Origin of the sequence: Lacihabitans soyangensis, from assembly GCF_024343775.1 — a bacterium.
GTDB classification, from domain to species: domain Bacteria; phylum Bacteroidota; class Bacteroidia; order Cytophagales; family Spirosomataceae; genus Leadbetterella; species Leadbetterella soyangensis.
Window position 1 is genome coordinate 49,421 of record NZ_RJUF01000017.1, and the last position, 22,067, is coordinate 71,487.

Annotated in this window: 13 protein-coding genes; 3 read left to right on the plus strand and 10 right to left on the minus strand. The window is 36.3% G+C overall.

Translation table 11 applies throughout. The features are described 5' to 3' along the window. Positions 1–17 precede the first annotated feature (17 nt). Positions 18–1,409, plus strand: a complete 1,392-nt coding sequence (locus EGI31_RS08150) for a Gfo/Idh/MocA family protein (protein WP_255036715.1) — start codon at positions 18–20, stop codon at positions 1,407–1,409. Positions 1,410–1,497: 88 nt separating this feature from the next. Here EGI31_RS08150 and EGI31_RS08155 read toward each other — a convergent pair whose 3' ends face one another. The 3 genes from EGI31_RS08155 to EGI31_RS08165 all read right to left on the minus strand — a co-directional run bounded on the left by EGI31_RS08155 (position 1,498) and on the right by EGI31_RS08165 (position 4,923). After that, entirely contained in the window at positions 1,498–2,733 is a 1,236-nt protein-coding gene (locus tag EGI31_RS08155) for a fibronectin type III domain-containing protein (protein WP_255036716.1), read from the minus strand. 103 nt (positions 2,734–2,836) lie between these two features. After that, positions 2,837–4,000, minus strand: a complete 1,164-nt coding sequence (locus tag EGI31_RS08160; RefSeq protein WP_255036717.1) for a nucleotidyltransferase family protein — start codon at positions 3,998–4,000, stop codon at positions 2,837–2,839. Further along, on the minus strand, positions 3,997–4,923 hold the full coding sequence (locus EGI31_RS08165; RefSeq protein WP_255036718.1) for a serine kinase: 927 nt from the start codon (positions 4,921–4,923) through the stop codon (positions 3,997–3,999). Before EGI31_RS08165 ends, EGI31_RS08160 begins: the two co-directional genes overlap by 4 nt. Before the next feature lie 50 nt (positions 4,924–4,973). On the opposite strand from EGI31_RS08165, the gene porU2 reads away from it, so the two are divergent. After that, the gene (gene porU2, locus EGI31_RS08170) at positions 4,974–8,258 is read left to right on the plus strand and encodes a putative type IX secretion system sortase PorU2 (RefSeq protein ID WP_445468525.1); all 3,285 of its coding nucleotides are present in this window, start codon (positions 4,974–4,976) and stop codon (positions 8,256–8,258) included. 2 nt (positions 8,259–8,260) lie between these two features. On the opposite strand, the gene EGI31_RS08175 is transcribed toward porU2, so the two are convergent. The 7 genes from EGI31_RS08175 to EGI31_RS08205 form a co-directional block, all read right to left on the minus strand. Next, positions 8,261–8,953, minus strand: a complete 693-nt coding sequence (locus EGI31_RS08175; protein WP_255036720.1) for a hypothetical protein — start codon at positions 8,951–8,953, stop codon at positions 8,261–8,263. Then, positions 8,940–10,847 (minus strand): asparagine synthase-related protein, encoded by a 1,908-nt coding sequence (locus EGI31_RS08180; protein ID WP_255036721.1) that lies wholly within the window; start codon positions 10,845–10,847, stop codon positions 8,940–8,942. The genes EGI31_RS08175 and EGI31_RS08180 overlap by 14 nt, the downstream gene beginning before the upstream one ends. Positions 10,848–10,896: 49 nt before the next feature. After that, positions 10,897–11,034 (minus strand): lasso RiPP family leader peptide-containing protein, encoded by a 138-nt coding sequence (locus EGI31_RS08185; protein ID WP_255036722.1) that lies wholly within the window; start codon positions 11,032–11,034, stop codon positions 10,897–10,899. A gap of 34 nt (positions 11,035–11,068) precedes the next feature. Then, positions 11,069–12,022, minus strand: coding sequence for a T9SS type A sorting domain-containing protein (locus EGI31_RS08190; RefSeq protein ID WP_255036724.1), 954 nt, complete (start codon positions 12,020–12,022; stop codon positions 11,069–11,071). A 257-nt stretch (positions 12,023–12,279) separates the two neighbouring features. Next, positions 12,280–12,708, minus strand: a complete 429-nt coding sequence (locus EGI31_RS08195; protein ID WP_255036725.1) for a lasso peptide biosynthesis B2 protein — start codon at positions 12,706–12,708, stop codon at positions 12,280–12,282. Beyond that, on the minus strand, positions 12,683–12,961 hold the full coding sequence (locus EGI31_RS08200) for a PqqD family protein (RefSeq protein WP_255036726.1): 279 nt from the start codon (positions 12,959–12,961) through the stop codon (positions 12,683–12,685). Before EGI31_RS08200 ends, EGI31_RS08195 begins: the two co-directional genes overlap by 26 nt. 458 nt (positions 12,962–13,419) lie before the next feature. Then, a complete protein-coding gene (locus EGI31_RS08205) occupies positions 13,420–14,388 on the minus strand; it encodes a DUF6089 family protein (protein WP_255036727.1) in 969 nt (322 codons plus the stop codon). A 997-nt stretch (positions 14,389–15,385) separates the two neighbouring features. Here EGI31_RS08205 and EGI31_RS08210 point away from each other — a divergent pair. Next, on the plus strand, positions 15,386–22,067 hold a 6,682-nt coding region (locus tag EGI31_RS08210; protein ID WP_255036728.1), incomplete at its 3' end, for an Ig-like domain-containing protein.

Sequence of the window (22,067 nt, forward strand, 5' to 3'; positions counted from 1 at the left end):
AAATCACAGTCAAGACGATGAACAACCGCAGGAATTTCTTAAAAAAACTAGGTGGTACGGCTGCCGGAATAGCCATTGGTGGAAATGTTGAAGCTTCTTCAGGGACTTTTATTGAGAAAATAGTACTTAATTCTCAAATAAAAGTAAGTGCCAACGACAAAATAAGAATTGGTCTCATTGGCAGCGGAATCATCGGTCATTACGATACCGACACAGCTTTAAAAGTAGCTGGTGTTGAGTTGGTTGCTGTTTGTGACCTATACGATGGACGACTTGAAAGGGCCAAAGAAAAATGGGGAAAACAGATTTTTACAACAAGAGATTACCGTGAACTTTTGGCCAAAAAAGACATAGATGCAGTATTGATATGTACTCCTGATCATTGGCATCAAAAGATTTCGATAGATGCCATGAATGCTGGTAAGCATGTATATTGTGAAAAACCCATGGTTCAGAAGATTTCTGAAGGCATGGCATTGGTCAATACCCAAAAAGCCACCGGAAAAGTCTTTCAGGTAGGTAGTCAAAGGGCAAGTAGTGTGGCTATTTTCGAAGCAAAAAAAATTTTGGACAGTGGAGCAATTGGTGAGTTAACTTACGTTGACGCTTTTTGCGATCGTTCTGATGCCCGTGGGGCTTGGAACTATTCTATTCCTTTGGATGCATCACCGGCCACTATTGACTTTGATAAATTTTTAGGTCATGCCCCAAAAGTTCCTTTTAGTGCCGAGCGATTTTTCCGTTGGAGAAACTTCAAAGATTATGGAACAGGTGCCGCAGGTGATTTAATAGTGCATTTGTTAACTGGCATTCATACCATAACAGAATCAAAAGGACCAAACAGAATATTTTCATTAGCAGAACTGAACTTCTGGAAAGATGGTCGCGACGCTTATGATTTGATAAATGCCGTAATGGATTATCCCAAAGCCCAAACGCATCCTGCCTTTCAGGTAATTACCAGAGTAAATCTAGCGGATGGCTCAGGAAAAGGTGGGTTTGGTATAAAATTGATAGGTACCGTAGGGGTAATTGATATCGGTTGGAATGAGTTTACAGTAAAAACCCTAACGCGTCATTCGGCTCCGGGATATGATGGATACGACTCTTTTGATAGTTTTTCGGCGAAGCAAAAAGAGGAATTTAAAAAATGGTATGAGGCCAAATATGGCGATGCTGAAGTAGGCTATACCATGAACAAGGAAACCAGTTTTGCTCCAGCCGAAGGTTACGACGATAGGCTTGACCATATGATTGTTTTCTTCAATGCCATCAGAACAGGCTCCAAAATTATTGAAGACGCAAGTTTTGGCTTAAGAGCGGCTGCTCCATCTATTGCGTGTAATTTGAGCACCGAAAGAAAAGCACCTGTGCTGTGGGATCCAGAAAAGATGGTTTTGAAGGGATAATACTTGATTGCTCCATCTTAAAAATTAAAAATAATAACTTTCAAATATGTAAAAGTGTAGCAGGATATTCCTCAAAATAATTATAAAACTATCTTTTTAAGATACGTTGAAAGTGTCTTTTTCCATTTTTTTCTATTATTTCTACCAATAGTAATTGTGGTTCGATTGAAGTGATATTGAATTGTTTTTCAAAATTGAAGATATTTAGAAGATTTAACCCTGCTTGATTAAATACCTTTATCTGTTGAATATCTTTATATTTTAAACCTTTAATTTCAAAGTAATCAGAAGTAGGATTTGGAAATACGATTAGTTCTTGATTTTCAATATCAGGTATGATACTTACAATTTTAGAAAGTGAGGAACTTCCGTCCATATCTACTTCCTTGAGCCTATAATAGCCAGTTTTACTCAAGGGATTGCTGTCAATAAACTCATACTTCGTATTAGAATTTTCACTTTTTTTACTTTCAACTCTACCGATGGTCTCAAAACCAAGTGCGTCAGCACTTCTTTGTACTTCAAAATGTGAAAAATTGATTTCGGAGGTGGTTTCCCAACTAAGTTTTACTTTAGCGGTATGTGTTAGCTCTGCATTAAAACCCGCCAGTTTAATGGGTAAGGTGGCAGGATTTGGCGGTGTGCAGGAGCTGTATTTGCTGTAGACGGTAGCAGCCCCTGGTCCATTCCAATAGGCATATGCTCCATCGCCACTTGTGGTAGTATTCCAGCCACCGGTATCTCCGTTTGTTTCATCGGCATAGTAGCTGTAAACTGTTGGACTGCCTGAATTAAAGGTAGTTACAATATACCTTTCTTTTGGGGTGGCGGCGGTGTTCGCAAATTGACCAGATGAAGCCCAATTTGAACTACTCGAAAATATTATATAAATAGTTGTACTTAGTCCAGAATTGCACCACCCCGAATAATTTATCACGTTATTGGCATCATCGTTCATTAAAATAAAATTGGAATTAGCCGGTATGGTACTACCCAAAGGAGCATAAGCGAAGCTAATAGCACATCCAGAGTTCGGCAAAAGTGCATTGAGGTCGCTTACAAAACTTCCTGAGACAGGTGCTCCTATATTATTGGTTAAATTTCCAGAAGTCCCTGGGGCTGTGCTTGTTCCATATCTTATATCAATATTAGATGGAGAAACAGTAAGGTCGGTTCCACCATTTTTGAAAAACAAAAATTCATTGGCACCCTCGGTACCACACGAATTAATTAAAGCCCCATTCAGGTTTTGGGCAGAAATTTGTTCAAAAACACAAAAGAATAATATTATCCATGAGTATTTTGTTATGTATTTATACCTCATAGTGCCATAATTTTAGTTTCTAGGAATATTCTTTCCGAATAGTTACCAAATTTATACTTATTTCTTAATCAATGCCATTATTGCTACATAATATTCTTTATATTTAGGTTAATGTACGTTTTTGTAAAATTGTTTTTCGCCAAATGAATGTAATTACTTTAGAAATGAAGTTTAGTAAGCCAAATCCTTTTGGAAAGGTAATTAATCTTGGGTTTTCGATAAAGTTGGGTGTGGAGAGGTACTGATAAACATTGGATACGAATATGTATATGGAGATTTTTTCGTCCAAAAGGCTAAAATAGATTTTTGTAAACCTTAACCTATGATCTAACCTTTGCCATACCTTGCCTGTCTCCCAATAATTACCAATATCTGATATGACTTTATGTTTTTGAGAATGGCCTATTTCTACATCTAAAAATTTTTGATCAAGGATTTCAAGGCCAATTTTTAGGAATTTCTTCATACCAAGTTCTGAGGCAATGACCTCCAAGTCGTTGATACTCATACCCGAAGTCTTGATAAATGCAATTAAATCGCAAAAATGCTTTAATCTTGTCCAACATTCTCGCCCACCATGATGTATTAGAAGCATGGTAAATAATGTGTTCTGGCTTTGATTTATATTACCATTCTCATTAAAAAATGCCTCATAATTCACTTTAAAGTCATGAATTTCTTCTTTAATATGCCAGTGAAAATCGATATGAATATTGATGCCAACCGCAGAAATCTTATCCAGCCCAACCTCTATAATACCCGGCGTTTCAAATAAACTTTGAATAATAGAATCATTATCAAGTTTTCTGAAATTATTTACATCAAGCACATAACCATCAGCCAATAAAAGGTAAAGTGCCTTTTTAGCATCTTCTGGATGAACCAGTAAATCGAGATCATGAGTTTCTCTTAGGGCTTGATTTCTGTAAATCTCCTTGATGAACAAAACTCCTTTGTAGGGGATAACTCTGAGTTGGTTCTGTTGGAATAGATTTAACAAACGGCTTAATTCTTTCGAAGTGGCTAGGTTGAAAACCGATTGATGAAACGTTCTTAATTTAAGTTTTTCATAGAATTCATTCCTGCAATCAACCTCTTGAAGTGCTTTAAATACTACTGGTCTTATGGCATGAAATGTAACAAGTTTCTCTAATCTTCCCCAGTCTATCTCTCTTTGAAGCAAAATCGCTAATTTGTTTGTTGGTTTATCCAACATACAAACTTTAATAGCTTCTAACAATATTTCTACTTCATTACTCTGTTTCATTCAAAATTACGTACGAAGGTCAGTAGTTTCTCAAAATTCTTTGGTCTATTCATTCTTCTCACTGATACTTGGCGACCAATTTTTAATGCATTATCAAAATGCCTTTTTAAACTTTCATTTTGTAAAATTTGATGAGGTAGTGGATAATATTTTAAGAGTTCAATTGGAATGTGCACCAAAGGTATTTCTGATTTTTTTTTGGAATATGGCTTTTGAAGAATAATAATTTCGCTTAATTCAACTGCTATTTGCGGAAACAACTCTGGATTTTGACGAAACAGAAATTTGGTATTTCCCTCAAATGAAGGCTCGAGCGAAAGCATTTCAATTTCTAAATTTACAACACTTTTTTGCCAAATTTTAACTTCTGGGTAAGCCGGCATCACAGAAGGTATACCATTTTCATCAATCCGAATTGCGGTGAGGTCATCACTCAAGACAGTGTAACCAGCTTTTGCAAATGCCGCCACAGTTGTTGATTTACCAGCACCTGGAGGACCTATGAAAATGGTTGCTTTATTGCCGATTTTTACGGCACTTCCATGAAGAAGAAAGAAACCTTGCTGTTGAAGAATCAGGCCTAGTGCTTCGCTTACTGCAAATAACCTGAAAAAATCATCGTTATTTTGAAGTTTAACATATTCAATATATTTGCCATTATGGGCTAAAAATGTACAAACTTCTGGCCAGTTTATGAAGTATTCTTTTTCAGTTAGCCCTACTCTGGCTTGAATACCAGCTCGAAAAATCTTGGTTTTTTTATAGTTTTCAATAGAGAATTCTCCTTTTCGAAAATAGATATCTGGATTTTCTCCCTTAACTTCTGGAAGCTTTAGATCAAAATCGGATTCAATAATCAAATTATAGGCCTTAAACAACATTGAGTAGCGTTTTAAAATGTGCTTTGCCTGTAAATATCTCATTTTTAATCCATAAATTGGCATAGTTATTAGTAAATAGTAATTAAAAATCTATGTGTAGGAATTCGGTCTATTGTTTTTTATTTTTTATCCTTTTGACAGTCAAGGGCCAAGGACAGTTCGGTAATGAGTGGATTAATGAAAACAATGTTATTTTTAAAATAACAATTAAAGAAAAGGGCATTTATAGATTGGGTTACGATGAATTGAAAATTGCGGGCTTTCCTGTCGAAACCTCTAAACCGAAGTCCTTCCAACTCTTACATCATGGCAGGCAAGTGCCTTTATATATTTATGGTGAGGAAGATAACCATTTTGATATTGAAGATTATATAGAATTCTATGCCGAGGGAAACAATGGTGAACAGGACTCACTTCTCTACAGACCTTACGGCTCTCGCATGAATATATACCATAGTTTGTTTTCGGATGAGACAGCCTATTTTCTAACCTATGGAGATACGCCCTCGCGAACGGAGATTATTCCGTCAATAACGTTTAATTCCGAATTAATCGAAAAATTTCATCTTGAGCAACAAATTAGGGTTTTTGCAGACCAGTATTCATTCAACAATAGTATAGGATTCCCACCTTTTGTAATGCAAAGTTATTTTGAAGAAGGTGAAGGATGGACCGGAAAAATAGTGGTGGCAGATACTGCTGCAAAGTTTCCGATAAAAATGTTGAATTATTTGCCCCAATCAGATTTACCGCCCATTTTGGAGTGTCTTGTAAACGGTAGGACCGAAGTTACCCATGATATCAATATTAGTGTTGAGAATGTAGATGGTTCTAATAGAAGTATTGGAAAAATTGACTACTTCGGTTTTGCCCCTTTAAAACTTCAAACGCACATAAGGCCAGAGGAGATTTCTTCGGCCGGACAGGTTTTGCTACGAACCAAGTCTTCCAAAAAAGAAAGAACAGAATGGCATTCCATGACCTATCATAAACTTACTTATCCGCAGGCGTTCGATATGAGTGGATTACAATCAAAGTATTTTTATTTGAATCCTTCCACGCAAACAAATCGTTATTTGCTTATTAATAATGCCTCGCAAAACTCTACGGCTTACACTATAAAAAATAGATATTCTTTTCAGAAAATACCCAATCAGTTAATTAATAACAAATTAGGTTTGGCTATTGCCACAGTCCCATCAGTACAGACTACTATTTTTGTAAGTTCGGATATCAAAAAACCTTTAGCTATTGAGAAAGTCAATTTGAATTTAGAATATAAGGTGGATGCCAATTATCTTATCATTACACATCCAAATTTAAGACTCTCCGCCAACGAATATGCCAAATATCGAGACTCTGAAGAAGGAGGAAAATTCAAAACTAATGTAATAGAAATACAGGACTTATACTTAAATTTTGCATTTGGTGAACGTACACCACTCGCCATCAGAAGATTTATCGATTTCAAATTGTCTAATGGTAATAAAATTGACAATCTTCTGCTCATTGGTCGTGGAAAGAGTTTTCCTGACCAACTCAAAACAGATGTAACGTCCGATATGGTGCCGACGTTTGGGTATCCCGGTTCTGATATTCTGCTCACTGCTGGATTGCAGGGTTTTGATATTGATGTTCAGGCTGTACCAACTGGTCGGTTAAGTGTAATTTCTAACCGCGAGGTATTGAATTATCTTCAAAAACTGAAAGAATACGAGGCCAATACAGAAGATGTTTTGTGGAAAAAAAATCTTTTGCACTTAAGTGGCGGTGGTTCCAAAACCGAAATTTCTTATTTTAGAGGTATTCTAGAAAGTATTGAACCCAAGGTGGAGGATAGTTATCTGGCAGGAAAAGTAGAGGCTCTTTCTAAGGTTACTGACGCCACTGTTGAAAATATTGATATTTCCTCTGAGGTAAATAATGGACTAGGAATGATTACATTTTTTGGACATTCCTCTTCCACTGCCACAGATCTAAACATAGGCAACGCCTCTAGCCCCTCCTCTAAGCTTCAAAATAAAGGTAAATATCCGCTCATGTATTTTAATGGCTGCGGGGTAGGTAATGTTTTCAATAGGTATGACTTGCTTACCTCAGATTGGCTTATTACACCTAACGTTGGGGCAGTCGCTGTTTTTGCCAATTCCTTTTGGAGTTATGATACCCCTACCAACCGTTATATACATAATCTCTATGAAAAACTTTTTCAGGATAAAGAAACAATTGGCCTTTCGATAGGTGAAATCCAGCAGGCTGTAAATCGCAAAATCAAAACAGAAGGGGCTGACCAGTTGATGTTGTCAAATATTCATCAATTGGTACTGCAAGGAGATCCTGCTCTCAGAATATTTTCATTAAAGAAGCCGGATTTGAAAATGGAAAGAATCTTTATTAGGTCTGCCAAAGAAGGCCTTCCCATATCTGCTAATGATTCAGTTTCTGTTGGTATAGTAGTTTCAAATTTGGGTAGATACGAGAAGAATACCAACTTCAAAGTGTCTTTGTCGGCAATTGAAGGACAAAAAGCTCTTCAGAAAATTGCAATTATTCCTGCAGTAGCACACAGAGATACCATAATTCTAAATTTGAAAAAGGATCTGAACATATCGGAAATTACGGCAACATTGGATTTCGATAATAAAGTGGAAGAGTTTAACGAGAAAAACAATTTTGGCATATTAAAAATTAACTGGTCAGAGGCAAGCCCATATGCTAGTTTTCCTCCCGATATAGTAGTTGATAAATTGGGGCCACTATTAGATGTGTATTTTGATGATGTAAAATTGAGAAATGAGGATTTTGTGGATTCAAAGGCTTTAATTAAAATAATACTTTCGGACGAAAATCCACTTTTTTCTAAGGATACTTCTGGGATTTCATTGTATTTACAAGCTTGTGAAAGCTGTAGATTAATAAAAGTGCCAGCTGCTAGTATTACACAGATTCAGGTTACACCAAATACTGTTGAGGCACAGTTTGTTCTTCCAAATTTACCAAAGGGACGGTATAGTTTGTTCGCTGTTGGAAAAGATAGTCATCAGAATACGTCCGGAAATGGATATAGTATTACTTTTCAAATTTCAGAAGGCTTCCAGCCTACAAAGCTAAGAATCTATCCAAATCCAGCTGAAACATTTGCAAATTTAGAATTTCAGGTAATCGGTTCATCTAAGCCAATAGAAGGGGTTGTTTATCTTTACGATAGTTTTGGACGACTTAATGAAAAGGTAATTTTTTCTCCAAAAATTGGTAAGAATGATTTGTTTATTAATCAAAATGGAAAACTACCAGCAGGTATTTATGTTTTCAAAGCTCTTATTAATTGGTCTGATGGCAATGTGGAAACATTAGAAGGTAAAATAATAATAAAGTAAGGTTATTTAGAAATCCCCTTTTCTAATAGTTTGATTTTTCGAACCACCCCAAAATCTATCTGGTTCTTTCCAATGCATGTTGGACTGGACTGACAGTATGCTAATACCATTTTTTCGCTGTAGATCATCCCGTAGGTAGGAGCATATACTTCGAAATGAACGTTCTTTGTTATCAACGAAGAATCATTTTTCAAATATACCGACACAGTGTTGTTGAAATAATTACCGTTTACTGCAAAACTTTCCCCTATATTTTGATATATATTTTTTTCTACATTTAAGTTGTTGTACTCATTTCTGTTCCAATATTGCCCACTTTGGATAGGGAAAACTAGTTTCACTTGGGTAATATTGTTCTCCGTTCTGATAGCCCTATTTGCAAACAATTGGCTACTCCATACGGAGTCTATTTTCCAAGGGTGGGCTAAATCTTGTTTTTTGAATCGTTGAATTTTATAAACTTTATCTTTGGTAGGATTTTCATATACTTCATTGACTTCCTCTTTTATATAATATTTCGCCTGAATTTCAATATTAGGAATGTTATAACGAGTCTCTGAAACTTCATAAACTTGATATTGTCCAAGCTCCAAGGGAAAATAGGTATAGTCGGACATTTGTCCATTTTCTTGCTTTTCGCAGCTAAATAACAAAACAGACAGGACAAGAATGTTAATAATATTAAGTCGATTCATTACTAATTATTTTGAGATGTTTTGCCTGTAATTTATCAAAAAAATCAAGCCAAAGGGCGAGATGTATAGTCCGGTTGGCTAGCCAGATATACTTAGTCTTTTTGTTGATTGTTACTTTATGGTCGAAAATTTTTAATAGTAGTTGATCGAAAACTAACTTGTCAACAATGTCCCAAACCCTATGACTATCACTATTTTCGGTACCGAAATCATGCCAAAGCTGTTCGAAATATTTCATGAAATAATGCGAGAAATCAGCTTTGGATGTTCTTAGCCTAACCGTTTCTGGTAAAATATCTTTCATAGCATAACGTAGAGTTCCTCTACAATTACCCTCTGCAAATCTTGTTTCAGAATTAACCGCAACCGCTATTTCTACTAATCTTTTGTCAAGAAAAGGATGAATAGCTTGCACTCCAAGACTTTTCATTACTGTATTTTGTTGTTCTATAACCGACATGTTTAGGTTAGTAAAACTATATCCGAAATGTTCTTTTCTGAAAGAATCCAAGTCTTTCTTAGTTCCTTTAAATTCAAATAAAGGGGTCTTATGCTGTTGATTTACAAGATTTAGTAGGCTGTATTTTTTGTTTTTTTTAGAAAGTTTGTTTCTAATGAAAGTGAATCCTGTCTGAAAAGGAATAAAAAAAACAAATTTGTATTCTAATAGAAAGCGATTCCAAATACTGAAAGCCCTCTTCAAATTGCCTTTTTTAACAAAATCAATTATTTTTCTTTCAATAAAAAACTTTGTGTACAACTTGCTCTTTTGTCGATTTGATTTTCTGTTCCAATCTTCAAAAAATGGATTCAAGTCTCTTTTGGAAACATATTGTTCAATGCTAGACTTTAGTAGGCTCCAATTTCCATCGTTTACAAGTTCATCCAAATATTCTGTTCCATAGGCCACAACTGCATCGCCACCATCACCAGTTAGGATTTTTTTACTGCCAAGTTCTTTTGCTTTCTCGGCTAAAGAGAAAAATGAGTATCCGGGTATAAATAGAGAATCGGGCAGCCCACAAATTTCTATGTTTCTTTTAGCCAATTCTAAAGGATTCTCAGAGGCATGAATTTCGTGATGTTCAAGTTCCCACCTTTCTACTACTTCATTAGCAAAGTGTCGTTCATCGCTTGGCCTGTCGCCAGTGCAGAAATAAAGAGAATTAACATCACAACCTAGAAGTTTTGAAATACTCGAAATGCTAGATGAGTCTAATCCTCCGCTAAGATTGGAACAAATTTTTTCGTTTGGTAGCGTATTCTTTTTAATCGAATCCTTTAAAGTTTCCTTAAAGAGTCCTATTAGTTCAGAAGGGGTACGGTTTACATAATCAGGAATTTTAGTGTTCCAACAGCACTCTTGAATGATTTTAAAATCTTTTAAATTGCAAACAACTTTATGAGCTGGAAGTACCTTTGAAACATTTAGAAAAAGAGTTTCTGAGCAATATGGTCTACTGAGGGCATTAAAATCTAAATAATTCTTTAAAGCAGTGTAATTGACAGAAGATGAGGAGTAATTTACAATATCGAGTAAGTCGGTGGCAACTGTAAAACTTTTATCACCGGCCTGATAAAATAAGTTTTGTAAACCGAAGTGATCCCTAAATCCAACAATATTATTTGATAAAAGATCTATTATTGCCAACGCAATTTTTCCATCTAAAGTATTGAATAAATCGTTACCAAGAGTGGTATAAGCATTCAAAACAGCCTCCGCAAGGTTGGTGGATGTAGTGTTGTGTGGGCTTATATAATCTTGCTCATTATGAAGCTTGCCTTCAACTACACATATAAGCCCTTGGTGGTTATTGAAAAAACTAATCTGTTTACAGTTGGTATATATATGCCAAAGTTCATTAGAAAATAAAGTCCAATGTTCAAATGGCATTGGCAAGTCTTTACAATTAAAGCGGATTAGAAATGCCAAAATGCTTTAATTAAGGATTATATGTATTAGTGAAATCTGGCGTAGAACCTCCTTTTAGCGTAAGCTTGGAAACCGACCCATGTTTGATCAACTGAGGGGCCGTGTATTTTTTCTTTGCTTTTTTATCGTTAGTATTCGAATTTTTCATTTTCATAAAAGTGTAAAAGTATTCCTTATTAAGTTTAGTTGATAGCCACTCGGTATTTTTTTATACCTGAAGCAGTAGTGATTTTCAAGAAGTAAATACCGCTCTCTGGTTTATTTGGGAAGTCTAAGGTATAAGTAGTATCTTCTTTTCTTAGTATACCATCTATTTTTTTACCGCTTGCATTATAGACATCGCTAGATATTATAGTTTCGTTGTTTTTCATCTTAAAACTTCCAGTTGATGGATTCGGATAGATTATGATTTCCGAAGCCCCTCCATCTGAGTTGATATCAATAATTTTTGAAAACGATACCGTACCATCTTTGTCAACTTGCCTTAACCTGTAGTAGTTAATTCCTGGAAAAGGGTTGTTATCAATAAATCTGTAGTTAATTTTCTCTGTGGATTCCCCATCTGCTTTAATTGTTTCTAAATCACCGAATTCCAAAGCATTTCCACTTCTTTGAACAACAAAATGGCTAAAACCAATTTCAGACTCTGTTTGCCAGTTTAAAGCAATTTTGTTTGATTGAGATATACCATTGAAGTAGCTTATCTTGACTGGGTTAGGATTGGTCTGGGTTACTGTAATTGCATTACATAGCGAGCTAAAATTATTATTGGCTGTTGTGCCTTCTAACGAAAGGCTCGGTGCAGTATTACACGGGATTGTTACGTTCGTAAATGTATGATTTATTACAACGCCATTACCTAGGTTATTAAGATTGCCAGTATTTGTGCAATTAATGGTAGTTAAAGAACTAGTTTTACAAACAGGGTTAATAATTGGCGTTGCATTCAAAACAGAAAATCTGGCCGCTTTTGCAGAGTTGGATGTAGTAGTTACGGACATTGAGATGTTGTAAGTGCAGTTTCCACCAAATGATGAAACAAAAGTTATGTTAGCTGTACCATTTCCAACACAAGCCTGACCGTTCACAAAATAAGCTTGTATGAATAATCCAAATGTTAGTAAAATATTTTTCATGATTCTAGATTAATTAAAATTCCAATTTTATTATATTTAATTTTTGAGGTGGGTAATATTGAGACATTGTTCATTTCTAGCAAATCATTGTCTTCAAAATCACTGTTTATTCATTTCTTTAAGACCAAGTCAGGTTTGTTGAGTAACATTATTTTTGTGTCAATCGTTTCTGTAAGACATTGACTGAATAACCTTTGTGCGACGAAATTAAAAATGTTAAAATACATTTTGAGTTCATATGCTTGTGTTGTTAATTTTCAGTACGTCCATAATGGAATCCATGAATTTCTTGTGTTCTGTTCCATAATTGTTTCACCCTTTTTCTCAAGCCAAGCATGTGCCTCAAATCCATTTATTTTAGACACCCCTATTTTAAGTTGAATGTCATTTCTATTTTGAAATAACATCTTAGCTGTTAAGGTTTTTATTAGGCAAGTGCTTTGGAAAGGTGTAAATTTCGCTGTTCGTGTTACAATATACATGATCATTTCGTCATCAATTTTTCTGAGGTAATAGGTTGGTACAAAATCACTCATTCTTTTGTATATACGAACAAATGTCTCAAATGGATTTGTCCTTAGGAAAAACCAATTAAAAAAAAGTAGAATCCAACTGACGCAATGGGCCAACTTAAGGGTTGTGCTGAGTTCGCAAAATAACCTAAGCAATTTCCAATAGTTTTTCATGCAGAAGTTCGTTGATTATTTTCTCGAGGTCATTGGTTGCCACACTAACGTCAACATCATAATCATCCAGGATTAAGGCCTTGAGCTCTTCGAAAGTGACAGATTCAGTTTTTAATCTCTCCCAAATGGTGGTACCTACCTCGTTGAGCTCATAGTATGTGCCTTTTCTGTGATTAAGCAAAATCGTAGATCCACATAAGTTTGAGGACACCTGGCATTGGCTTGCTCGGTATTTGGCTAAGGAATTAACCATTTTCTATTTTTACTTTTTTTTAGTATAATACCTCCAGAAAATTATTCTTTGGAGATTAAAAATTCGAACTTTATTTTACATCCGGAAAGCAGAGTTGAATTAAATATTGTGTTTGATAGCAAGCATATCTAATTTGACACAAATTTAATAAATAGTACCTATTTTGTGACAAATGTTGCATTTTTTTTAATGAAAATTATTTAAGGGTTAGGATGTTAAATTATATAGTTTCACAATCCCAAAATAATCCTACCTTTTTACACTTTTTTTTAGGTTTTTATCGGAATTATGAAATTTTCTTCGTTATTCCGCACCCGAAAAATCACCCATTCCGTCAATTGCTTGTAATTTGAGTAATGAAAGAAAAGCACCCATAATATGGGATCCAGAGAAGATGGTTTTGAAGGGTTAAATAACCCGAACTTAAGTTATACTTGAGACCCAAATTTTATTAAATATCATTTCGGACAATATGTTTTTTTGTCGAGATAATAGCGTAGATGGATTGAAGTTGTAAGAAATCCATCATTTCCTTTTTCTCCTCTTCTTGGCGTTTCATTCGGATAACCAATAACCGGGAAAAACTTTTCTCCTGTCCCTGTAAAACCAGGGAAGCCCTGCCTTGAAGCCACCAAATTGAATAAAGTGTTTCTGTCTTTGCCATTTATTGCTGAATATCTCTCTTGGCTTCGGTTAGCAAACGGATCGGTAGAGTTAGGATATGGTTCGGAAATAATATCGTCGAGCTGGTCGGTAAATGTAACTCGGTAGCAAATTTCTGCTGAAATGTCAATCTTTGAATTTATTTTTTTTCTAACACCAAAACCTAATGGAATACTCAAATTTAAAGATTTGATAGCATTGGTAGTATTTAAAGGCTTCCATGCGGCAAGTTTATTGTTAGTTGCATCATATGTACCACGTGCTTGAGGTGCATGATGGTAAATACCTATACCAGCTATAATGTAAGGCATTAGAGTAGTTCTATTTTCGTTTCTCCCACTGTAGAATCCATTTTTTAAGTTAATTAAGGAGACAAATGAAAGTTCCTTTAGGTCGTTTCTGAAATGAGAATTTCTTAGAAATTGATTGTCGAATTTGTTAGAGAGTCCTACCACTTTATTTTGGGTGCTGAGGTAATCATCCGCCATGATTCTGGCATAAGTAGCTGATACCCTCAATGAGTAAGAAGGATTTAAATGCCTCGTGAATGATATATTGGCATTCCATCTTGTGGTTGATGTATATGCAAAACGATTGTTGAACGTATGGATATCTCCAAAATATTGACTACTGCCTATCCCAAGTCCAATCTCGTTTGTTTTTAAATACCTCTCATAAGGTGGTGGTTTAATTTTTTGAGCATAATTGTCGAAAAAAGTAAAAAAAACTAAGTAAAAAATGACGCTTTTTTTTGGAAACAGCATAAATGTGGAACTAGGGTTTTAGAAATTAATTAAATGATATAACGCTGCGGTTAAATTTTTGGTATTACCTTCTCTCCACAGAATTGGAGAGTGTCCATCACTTGATAAAGCTAAATTTTGCTTTATTTATGTACTAAATTGCGAATAACTAATTTTGGTTCACTAAGCAGTAGAAATATTATTGTTTATCCAATTTTGATATTTTTTGTTTCGTAAGAATTGGTTTTTCTAGAAGCCCTGTGATTTATCCTCCTTAATTTTTACTCTACTGTTTTGGGTTTTGATATTAAAGAATTAGCATAGAATTTTAGAATATTTCAGATTAACTTTTGTCTAGAGCATAGAATACAAGGTAAAAAGAGGCCTCAGATATAATACTTAGCTAATTTCGTGATTTTGTTATATTAGAATTTGGAGTAAATAAAAGACAAAAAAAGTGTAACATTTTGATTCAAAGTGAGTCTTAATAAAAAACAAGTCAAACTGAAATGGTAATGTTATTAGCTGAAAAATTAAAGTGTAGTTATTATTTCATATAATTTCTGGTCAAACTCAAATTTTCAAAAACAAATTGCGGGGATTTGTAAAATACACTTGAACACAGATTTCGATAATATTTAAAAGCCTTATTAATAACAAAAAATATATTATTCAGATAATTTGAACTTGTTGAAAGTTAATAATTTGTACTTCTTGATCAAGAACATTCAGCCGTTCAATGAAGTAGGATAGTAATATAAAAAATAGGAACGCTGAAATGGATAATATTGAATTTCGGAATAATAGTTCGAGAATACGCAGCAAAAGTTATATTTAAAACGGTGAATAGAAATGATTCTACTAAATTTGCAAAGGATTGTTAGGGAGTTTGACCGAATACTGAAATTTCTTAAATTATGCTTAACTTCCACCAACGTTAGTAGATTGTTAGTAAAAGATTTAATGTATCAGGAATAACCTATCGTGCGGTTATTTTCGAAAATAAAAATTAATAAGCATGCAAAAAATAAATTTACTCAAACAGTGCATTATTTGTGGTATTGTATTAATTCAAAGTCTATTACCGATCAAAACTTTGAATGCACAATGTAATGTTGCAAATACGCCATTTTCTGCAAGCTGTAATGGTTGTCCGACAACTGCTACTTACACGCTAGGCCCCACCACAACAGGATTTATGCTTGATGTATTAACATTAGATAACTCTTTTAATATTTCGATAAATGGTACTAGAATAAACAACCGGGAATTAGAATTTGAGTATTTAACCAGTCAAGGTACGACGGTTACACTACCTGAGTTTGTTTCTGATGGGGGTATTTACAATTCCACCGGAATAGTGAACAACCCTGAAACAGCAAATCCTATTTGGAATATGACCGGAACAGCTGCTAATCCATTGTTAAGAATCATTATAGATTTAAACGGAAACACAACGCTTTTTGGTAGTAGAGTTTCTGGCGGGCCATTATTCCCAATGAGAATCAGGAGTGGCTTTCAAGGATTTAATACGATTACTTGGAATACCACCGCTAACAACACAGTTACTATAACTCAGGCTGGACGGGGTCCAACCAATATGAGGGGACTATTTATACCTATCGGATTAAGTACCCCTGTGTTATCTACAAACAATATTAATAACGCTTGTAATTCAAACACCACTACCCTAAGTTTGGCTGGCTTAGTAACCAATACTTGTACACCTGGCTCCGTTTTACAATGGCATACAGTCGCGACAAATTTTTCTAATAGCACTTTGGTCCCAAATTCTACTTCGGTAGGTAATGGAACTTACTATCCCGTATGTTTTAATAGTGCAACTAATTGTTATGGCTTAGCGGCAAATCCTGGAGTTACTGCTACAATTATCTTGCCGCCAGTAGCTCCTAGTTATGTTTATTGTCAGGGAGCAACGGCATCGCAACTTACCGCCACCGCTACAAGTGGGTCTACCCTAAGGTGGTATACAGTACCTAGTGGTGGAACTTTTTCAACTACAGCTCCTACACCGTCCACAACAAATGCAGGTACAACGACCTATTATGTTTCACAAATGTGGGGAACCACCTGCGAAACTAACCGCACACCGGTAACAGTAACAGTAAATGCCAAACCAAATGCTCCTACCGCATCTGGGGTTACCTATTGTCAAAGTGCCACGGCAACTCCGCTTTCGGCTTCGGGAACAAACTTATTGTGGTACACCACTGCCACAGGTGGTACCGGTTCTACAACTGCCCCAACACCATCAACACTTACGCCGGGTACTACCAACTATTATGTTTCACAAACAGCCAACGGATGTGAAAGTAACCGCACCACTATAGCAGTAGTGGTGAAACCAACACCTGCTGCACCAGTTTCTAATTCTGTAGAGTATTGTCAAGGTGCAACTGCATCCCCACTTGTGGCCACTGCTACTGGTGGAGCTATATTGCAATGGTACACCGTCGCTACTGGCGGTATTGCTTCTACAACAGCCCCCACGCCTTCGACAAGTTCGGTTGGAAGTACAACTTACTATGTTTCTCAACTTTTAGACGGTTGTGAAAGTACCCGAACAGCGGTTGGCGTTCTAATAAATCCTAGTCCTAGTTTAAGCTTAAACTCCAATACGAGCATTTGCCCAGGTTCAAAAACATCAATTACGGCTGTTACCTCAGGGGGAACTCCTGCATATACCTATGCCTTAGACAATGGTGCTTTTCAATCTGGAAATATTTTTTCTGGAATTGGACAGGGTACCTATGTCATTACAGTTAGAGATAATAAAAGTTGTACAAATTCTCAGAGTATTACTATAACTCAAAATGATAATTTGTCACTTGTAACGGAGGTTTCTTATGCCTGTACTCTGGTAAATAATGGGGTAATAACAGCCTACGGAGCAAGTACGCAAGGAGCTGTGACTTACAATTTAAACGGAGGAACTTTTGGCTCAAATAATGTTTTCTCTAACCTTGCACCAGGTTCATATACCGTCGGTGTTAGGGATATGAACTGTACCATAACAAATACTGTGAATGTAAATACAGTTATGGATCTTGCTTTAAGTTTAACAAGTCAAAATAATTGTATTGTAGGAAACACCGGAACAATTACTGTCTCAGCAAGTGGCGGTTTAGCTCCTTATTCTTACAATATCAATGGAGGAGTTTTTGGCGGTTCAGCTACTTTTATTGGTTTAGCTGCAGGTACTCATACTATTACTGTAAAAGATGCTAGAGATTGCTTACAAAGTCTTGTTGTTACCATTACAGAGAAGCCTTCAGCTCCAAATACTTCTTCTACTACAATATGTCTAGGAAGTAGCACGACTTTGTCGTCTACGTGTTTAAGTGGATCACCTATGTGGTACAGCAACAGTGAGTTAACAGCGGTATTGCCTTCAACTACAGTTAGTCCAACTTCTACCACAACCTATTATGCGACATGTGAAATCACTTCTTTAGATTGTAAAAGTACCTCAACAAGTTCTCTTGTAACAGTTAATCCTGTACCAACTGTAAATGCAGTTTCCAATCGGGTTTTGTGTAAAGGCTCGACTATTACCGATATTACTTTTACCGGGTCTGTTACTGGAACAGTATTTAGTTGGACCAACTCTAACGTAGGCATTGGTTTGTCTGCCGGTGGCATTGGTGACATATCCTCTTTTTCAGCAGAAAATAATGGCACCGGTCCTATTGTAAGTACAATTACGGTTACGCCAATTTATACTAATAATGGTGTATCCTGTTCAGGGGCTTCTCGCAGTTTTACAATAACAGTAAATCCAAGTCCAAAAGTTGATGACATCGCTAATCAAATAGTTTGTAATGGGCAAAGCACCACACTTGCCATAACTGGTGCAGCAACTTCGTATAATTGGAGTTATACTTCAGCTAACATTGGATTAGCCTCTTCTGGTACACTTGCTTCAAGTGGTTCGAACGCTTCTGCAAGTACTACCTTTACAGCTGTCAATAACACTAATGCACCATTAGATGCAACTGTAATGGTTACTCCAACTTTTGTGAGTGGTGGATTAACCTGTACTGGAACACCGGAAATTTTTACAATTACAGTTAATCACACCCCTACCGTGGATTTTGTAAATAGTCAAGTAAAGTGTAATAATACCTTTAGCGACGCAATTAATTTTTCAGGGAATAATGCTCTAAACACCTACGATTGGTCACATACCAACATAACCATTGGTCTAACCGGATCTGGCAGTGGCGATATACCATCTTTTGCGGCAACAAATACTGGTACAAGTCCGAATCTATCTGTATTTGCTGTTACCCCAAAATTTATAAATGGTGGAACTACATGCGTAGGCATTCCTAGAACCTTTGATTTTACAGTAAATCATACACCGACAGTAGATTTGGTGAGTAGCCAAGTCAAATGTAATAATACATCCACTGATGCTATAAACTTTTCAGGAAACAGTCCTTCAAATAGTTTTGCATGGTCACACTCAAATACAAGTATTGGTATCGGAAGTGTTGGAACAGGCAATATTGCCTCATTTACGGCTACTAACTCTACTTCAAATCCAATTACCTCTAACTTCTCGGTTACACCTAGCTATACAAATGGAGGTATAACATGTTATGGTCCAAACAGGTCTTTTAGCATAACAGTAAATCAAACTCCAATCCTAAATGTAATTAGTGATCAAGCAAGGTGTAATACAAACACCACCAATGCAATTAATTTGACAGGTAATAACCCTTCTAATGTTTATAATTGGTCTCAGACAAATACAGCTGTTGGTTTAAATGCTGGTACAGGGTCGGGTAATATTTCGTCATTTGTAGCGACCAATACTGGAGCAACATCAATATTATCGTCCTTTACCGTCACGCCGAGTTTTACAAACGCCGGACTAACATGTATAGGATCGGATAAAACTTTTACTATTTCTGTTCACCCAACCCCTCAAGCTACAATTACTCCTTCATCTTTAAATATTTGTAGTGGAGATAATGTCAACATGACTATTAGTGATGCAAAGCCTGTTTCTGGAACTAGTACTTATGCTTGGAATAGAAACAATAGTTCAAATATTTCTGGACTTATAAGTGGCACAAATAATACGATTAATGGAACATTAACAAATAACACAAATAGTACTCAAACCACGATATTCACTGGAACGGTTACCTCTCAGTTTGGTTGTACTAATAGTACAACAGCAGCTGTTAATGTAACGCCACCATTAAGTGTAACGATTTCTGGTAATGAGTATTTTTGTGGAACGGGAAGCTTAAACAATACTAGTTTATTGACAGCAGTCCCGTCGGGTGGCTCGGGAACTTACACCTATCAATGGAACTTAAACGGGTCACCCATAAGTGGAGCAACAAATTTGACCTATGCAGCGGGTGTTGTTGGTGATTATGATGTTACCGTCACTTCTGAATACTGTACAAAAACTTCCAGTAAAAAAAACGTACAATCTTATAATCTAAATGCTGCTCCTACCGTTACACCAAATCCTGTTACTTTATGCGGTGGCGGAACAGTTACATTTACGGCTAGCAGTACATCAACTTTAGGTACATTCAACTGGTATGCTGATGCAACGAGTACTACAGCTTTGGGTACTGGCTCTACATTTACAACACCATCCATAAGTAGTTCAAGTACTTTTTATGCGTCAAGGTCTTTTATTATTTTAGGGTCAAATCCTTTGGTAACTTGCGAAACGTCAAGAACACCCGCGGAAGTAATAATCAATACATCAGTTCCCACTCCTATAATTAGTGCTAGTTCTACCACTATTTGTTCAGGTTCGAGTTCAACATTGTCCAATTCGTCAAGTTGCACAGGTGCAGTTACATGGAGAAATAGTAGTTCTGCTTTGGTAGGTACAGGGAACTCAATAACTGTAACTCCTACTTCGACTATAACGTATACAGCAACTTGTACCGAGGGTTCGTGTTCTAGTACTTCAACTCCTCTTCAAATCTCTGTTAATACAATTTCAGCAGGAACTATTCAGAAGGGACTAACTAATCAAACGGGATGTTCACCGCTTGATCCTAATATAACAGGCGTCACAACCGCAGCTTCGGGAGCAGGAACTTTAAGCTACTCATGGCAACAAAGTACAGATGGAGGAAGCAATTGGGCTGCTGCAGTTGGACAAATAAATTTAGATGGTAGTCAGTTTAATCCCAATCCATTTGCTACTACTACACGTTTCAGAAGAATTGTAACGTCAACATTAAATGGCGTTACCTGTTCAGCCATCTCTAATGAATTGGAATATGTGGTTGACCCAAATCCTGTATTAAGTACTATTTCAACTAATCCTTCTGCATCTGTTTGTATTGGAACAAGCATTACATTAAGTGCTTCTGCCTCTGGAGGTACACCTAATTATACATTTAGATGGGAGAAAGGGAGTACAACTGTTGGAGGAAATTCCAACTCATTTATGATCGCAAGTACATCTGTTTCAGATGCGGGTACTTATTCACTAACAGTTACAGATAGTAAAGGGTGTAAAGATATCGCTCAAAGAACGATTAATATTCTTTCTTCAATAGGTGGAGTTGTTTCATCAAATACGACAGTTCTTTGTAATGGTGCTAATAATGGATCTGTAACGTTGTCGGGCCACACTGGAAGTGTAGTAAATTGGCAATTTTCAATAAATAATGGTACATCGTGGGTAGATATTGCTAATACTAGTACGACCCAGTCATATACTAATCTAACAACTACAACGCAATACAGAGCTGTAGTGAAAAATGGCTCTTGTAGTTCTGCGACTTCATTGGAAGCCACAATTACAGTACCTGCCTCTCTAACCTTGACCGCGGCTCCATCCAACCTAAGTTGTAATAATAATGCCTCAGGAACTGTAATTTTGACAGCTTCGGGGGGAGTTCCTTCTTACCAATTTGCTTTAAATGGGGGGATTAATCAAGCATCAAATACCTTCTCTGGATTATCAGCTGGGACATTTTCTTTTTCGGTTAGAGATGCCAATGGCTGTGTAAATTCAATTAATAATGTGGTTGTAGGACAACCAGCTGATTTAGTGGCTACCTTTTCATCCATTAAACCTTCTTGTCCAGGTGGGAGTAACGGATCAATTAGGTTAGAAACTTTAGTAGGTGGAACAAGTATTTATCAATTCAATATTGATGGAGGAACTTATCAATCAATAAGCTCAATCCCCATAGTGCTTTCAGGGTCATTAACTTCAGGAAATTATACTGTAAATATTCTTGATAGCAAATCTTGTTTGAAGTCGTACAATATAATTATTCCAAATGGTGTTGACATAACTCCACCAACCATTGCCTGCCCGGCAAATATAACAGTGAGTTGTTCAAGTATTCCTCTTATAAACCCAACTGTTAGCGACGACTGTGACAATAATCCCTCGGTAACGATGGAAGAAGTCAGAACAGACGGAACATGTGCAAACAGCTACACGCTAACCAGAACTTGGACAGCAACAGACGTGTCTGGGAATAAAAGTACTTGTATCCAAGTCATCACGGTAGAAGACAAAACCGCCCCAGTATTAAGTACCGCCCCAGCAAATGTAACCGTAAGTTGTGAAGCAGTACCAACAGCAGCCGTCTTAACAGCGACCGACAATTGCGACACCGCACCGGTAGTAACTTATGCAGAAGCAAGAACCAACGGCACATGTGCAAACAGCT

Coding starts and splice junctions, on each gene's coding strand:
- EGI31_RS08155 (WP_255036716.1), bottom strand. CDS start 2,733: ATGAGGTATAAATACATAACAAAATACTCATGGATAATATTATTCTTT.
- EGI31_RS08160 (WP_255036717.1), bottom strand. CDS start 4,000: ATGAAACAGAGTAATGAAGTAGAAATATTGTTAGAAGCTATTAAAGTT.
- EGI31_RS08205 (WP_255036727.1), bottom strand. CDS start 14,388: ATGCTGTTTCCAAAAAAAAGCGTCATTTTTTACTTAGTTTTTTTTACT.
- EGI31_RS08190 (WP_255036724.1), bottom strand. CDS start 12,022: ATGAAAAATATTTTACTAACATTTGGATTATTCATACAAGCTTATTTT.
- EGI31_RS08185 (WP_255036722.1), bottom strand. CDS start 11,034: ATGAAAAATTCGAATACTAACGATAAAAAAGCAAAGAAAAAATACACG.
- EGI31_RS08175 (WP_255036720.1), bottom strand. CDS start 8,953: ATGAATCGACTTAATATTATTAACATTCTTGTCCTGTCTGTTTTGTTA.
- porU2 (WP_445468525.1), top strand. CDS start 4,974: ATGTGTAGGAATTCGGTCTATTGTTTTTTATTTTTTATCCTTTTGACA.
- EGI31_RS08165 (WP_255036718.1), bottom strand. CDS start 4,923: ATGAGATATTTACAGGCAAAGCACATTTTAAAACGCTACTCAATGTTG.
- EGI31_RS08180 (WP_255036721.1), bottom strand. CDS start 10,847: ATGCCATTTGAACATTGGACTTTATTTTCTAATGAACTTTGGCATATA.
- EGI31_RS08150 (WP_255036715.1), top strand. CDS start 18: ATGAACAACCGCAGGAATTTCTTAAAAAAACTAGGTGGTACGGCTGCC.
- EGI31_RS08195 (WP_255036725.1), bottom strand. CDS start 12,708: ATGAAAAACTATTGGAAATTGCTTAGGTTATTTTGCGAACTCAGCACA.
- EGI31_RS08200 (WP_255036726.1), bottom strand. CDS start 12,961: ATGGTTAATTCCTTAGCCAAATACCGAGCAAGCCAATGCCAGGTGTCC.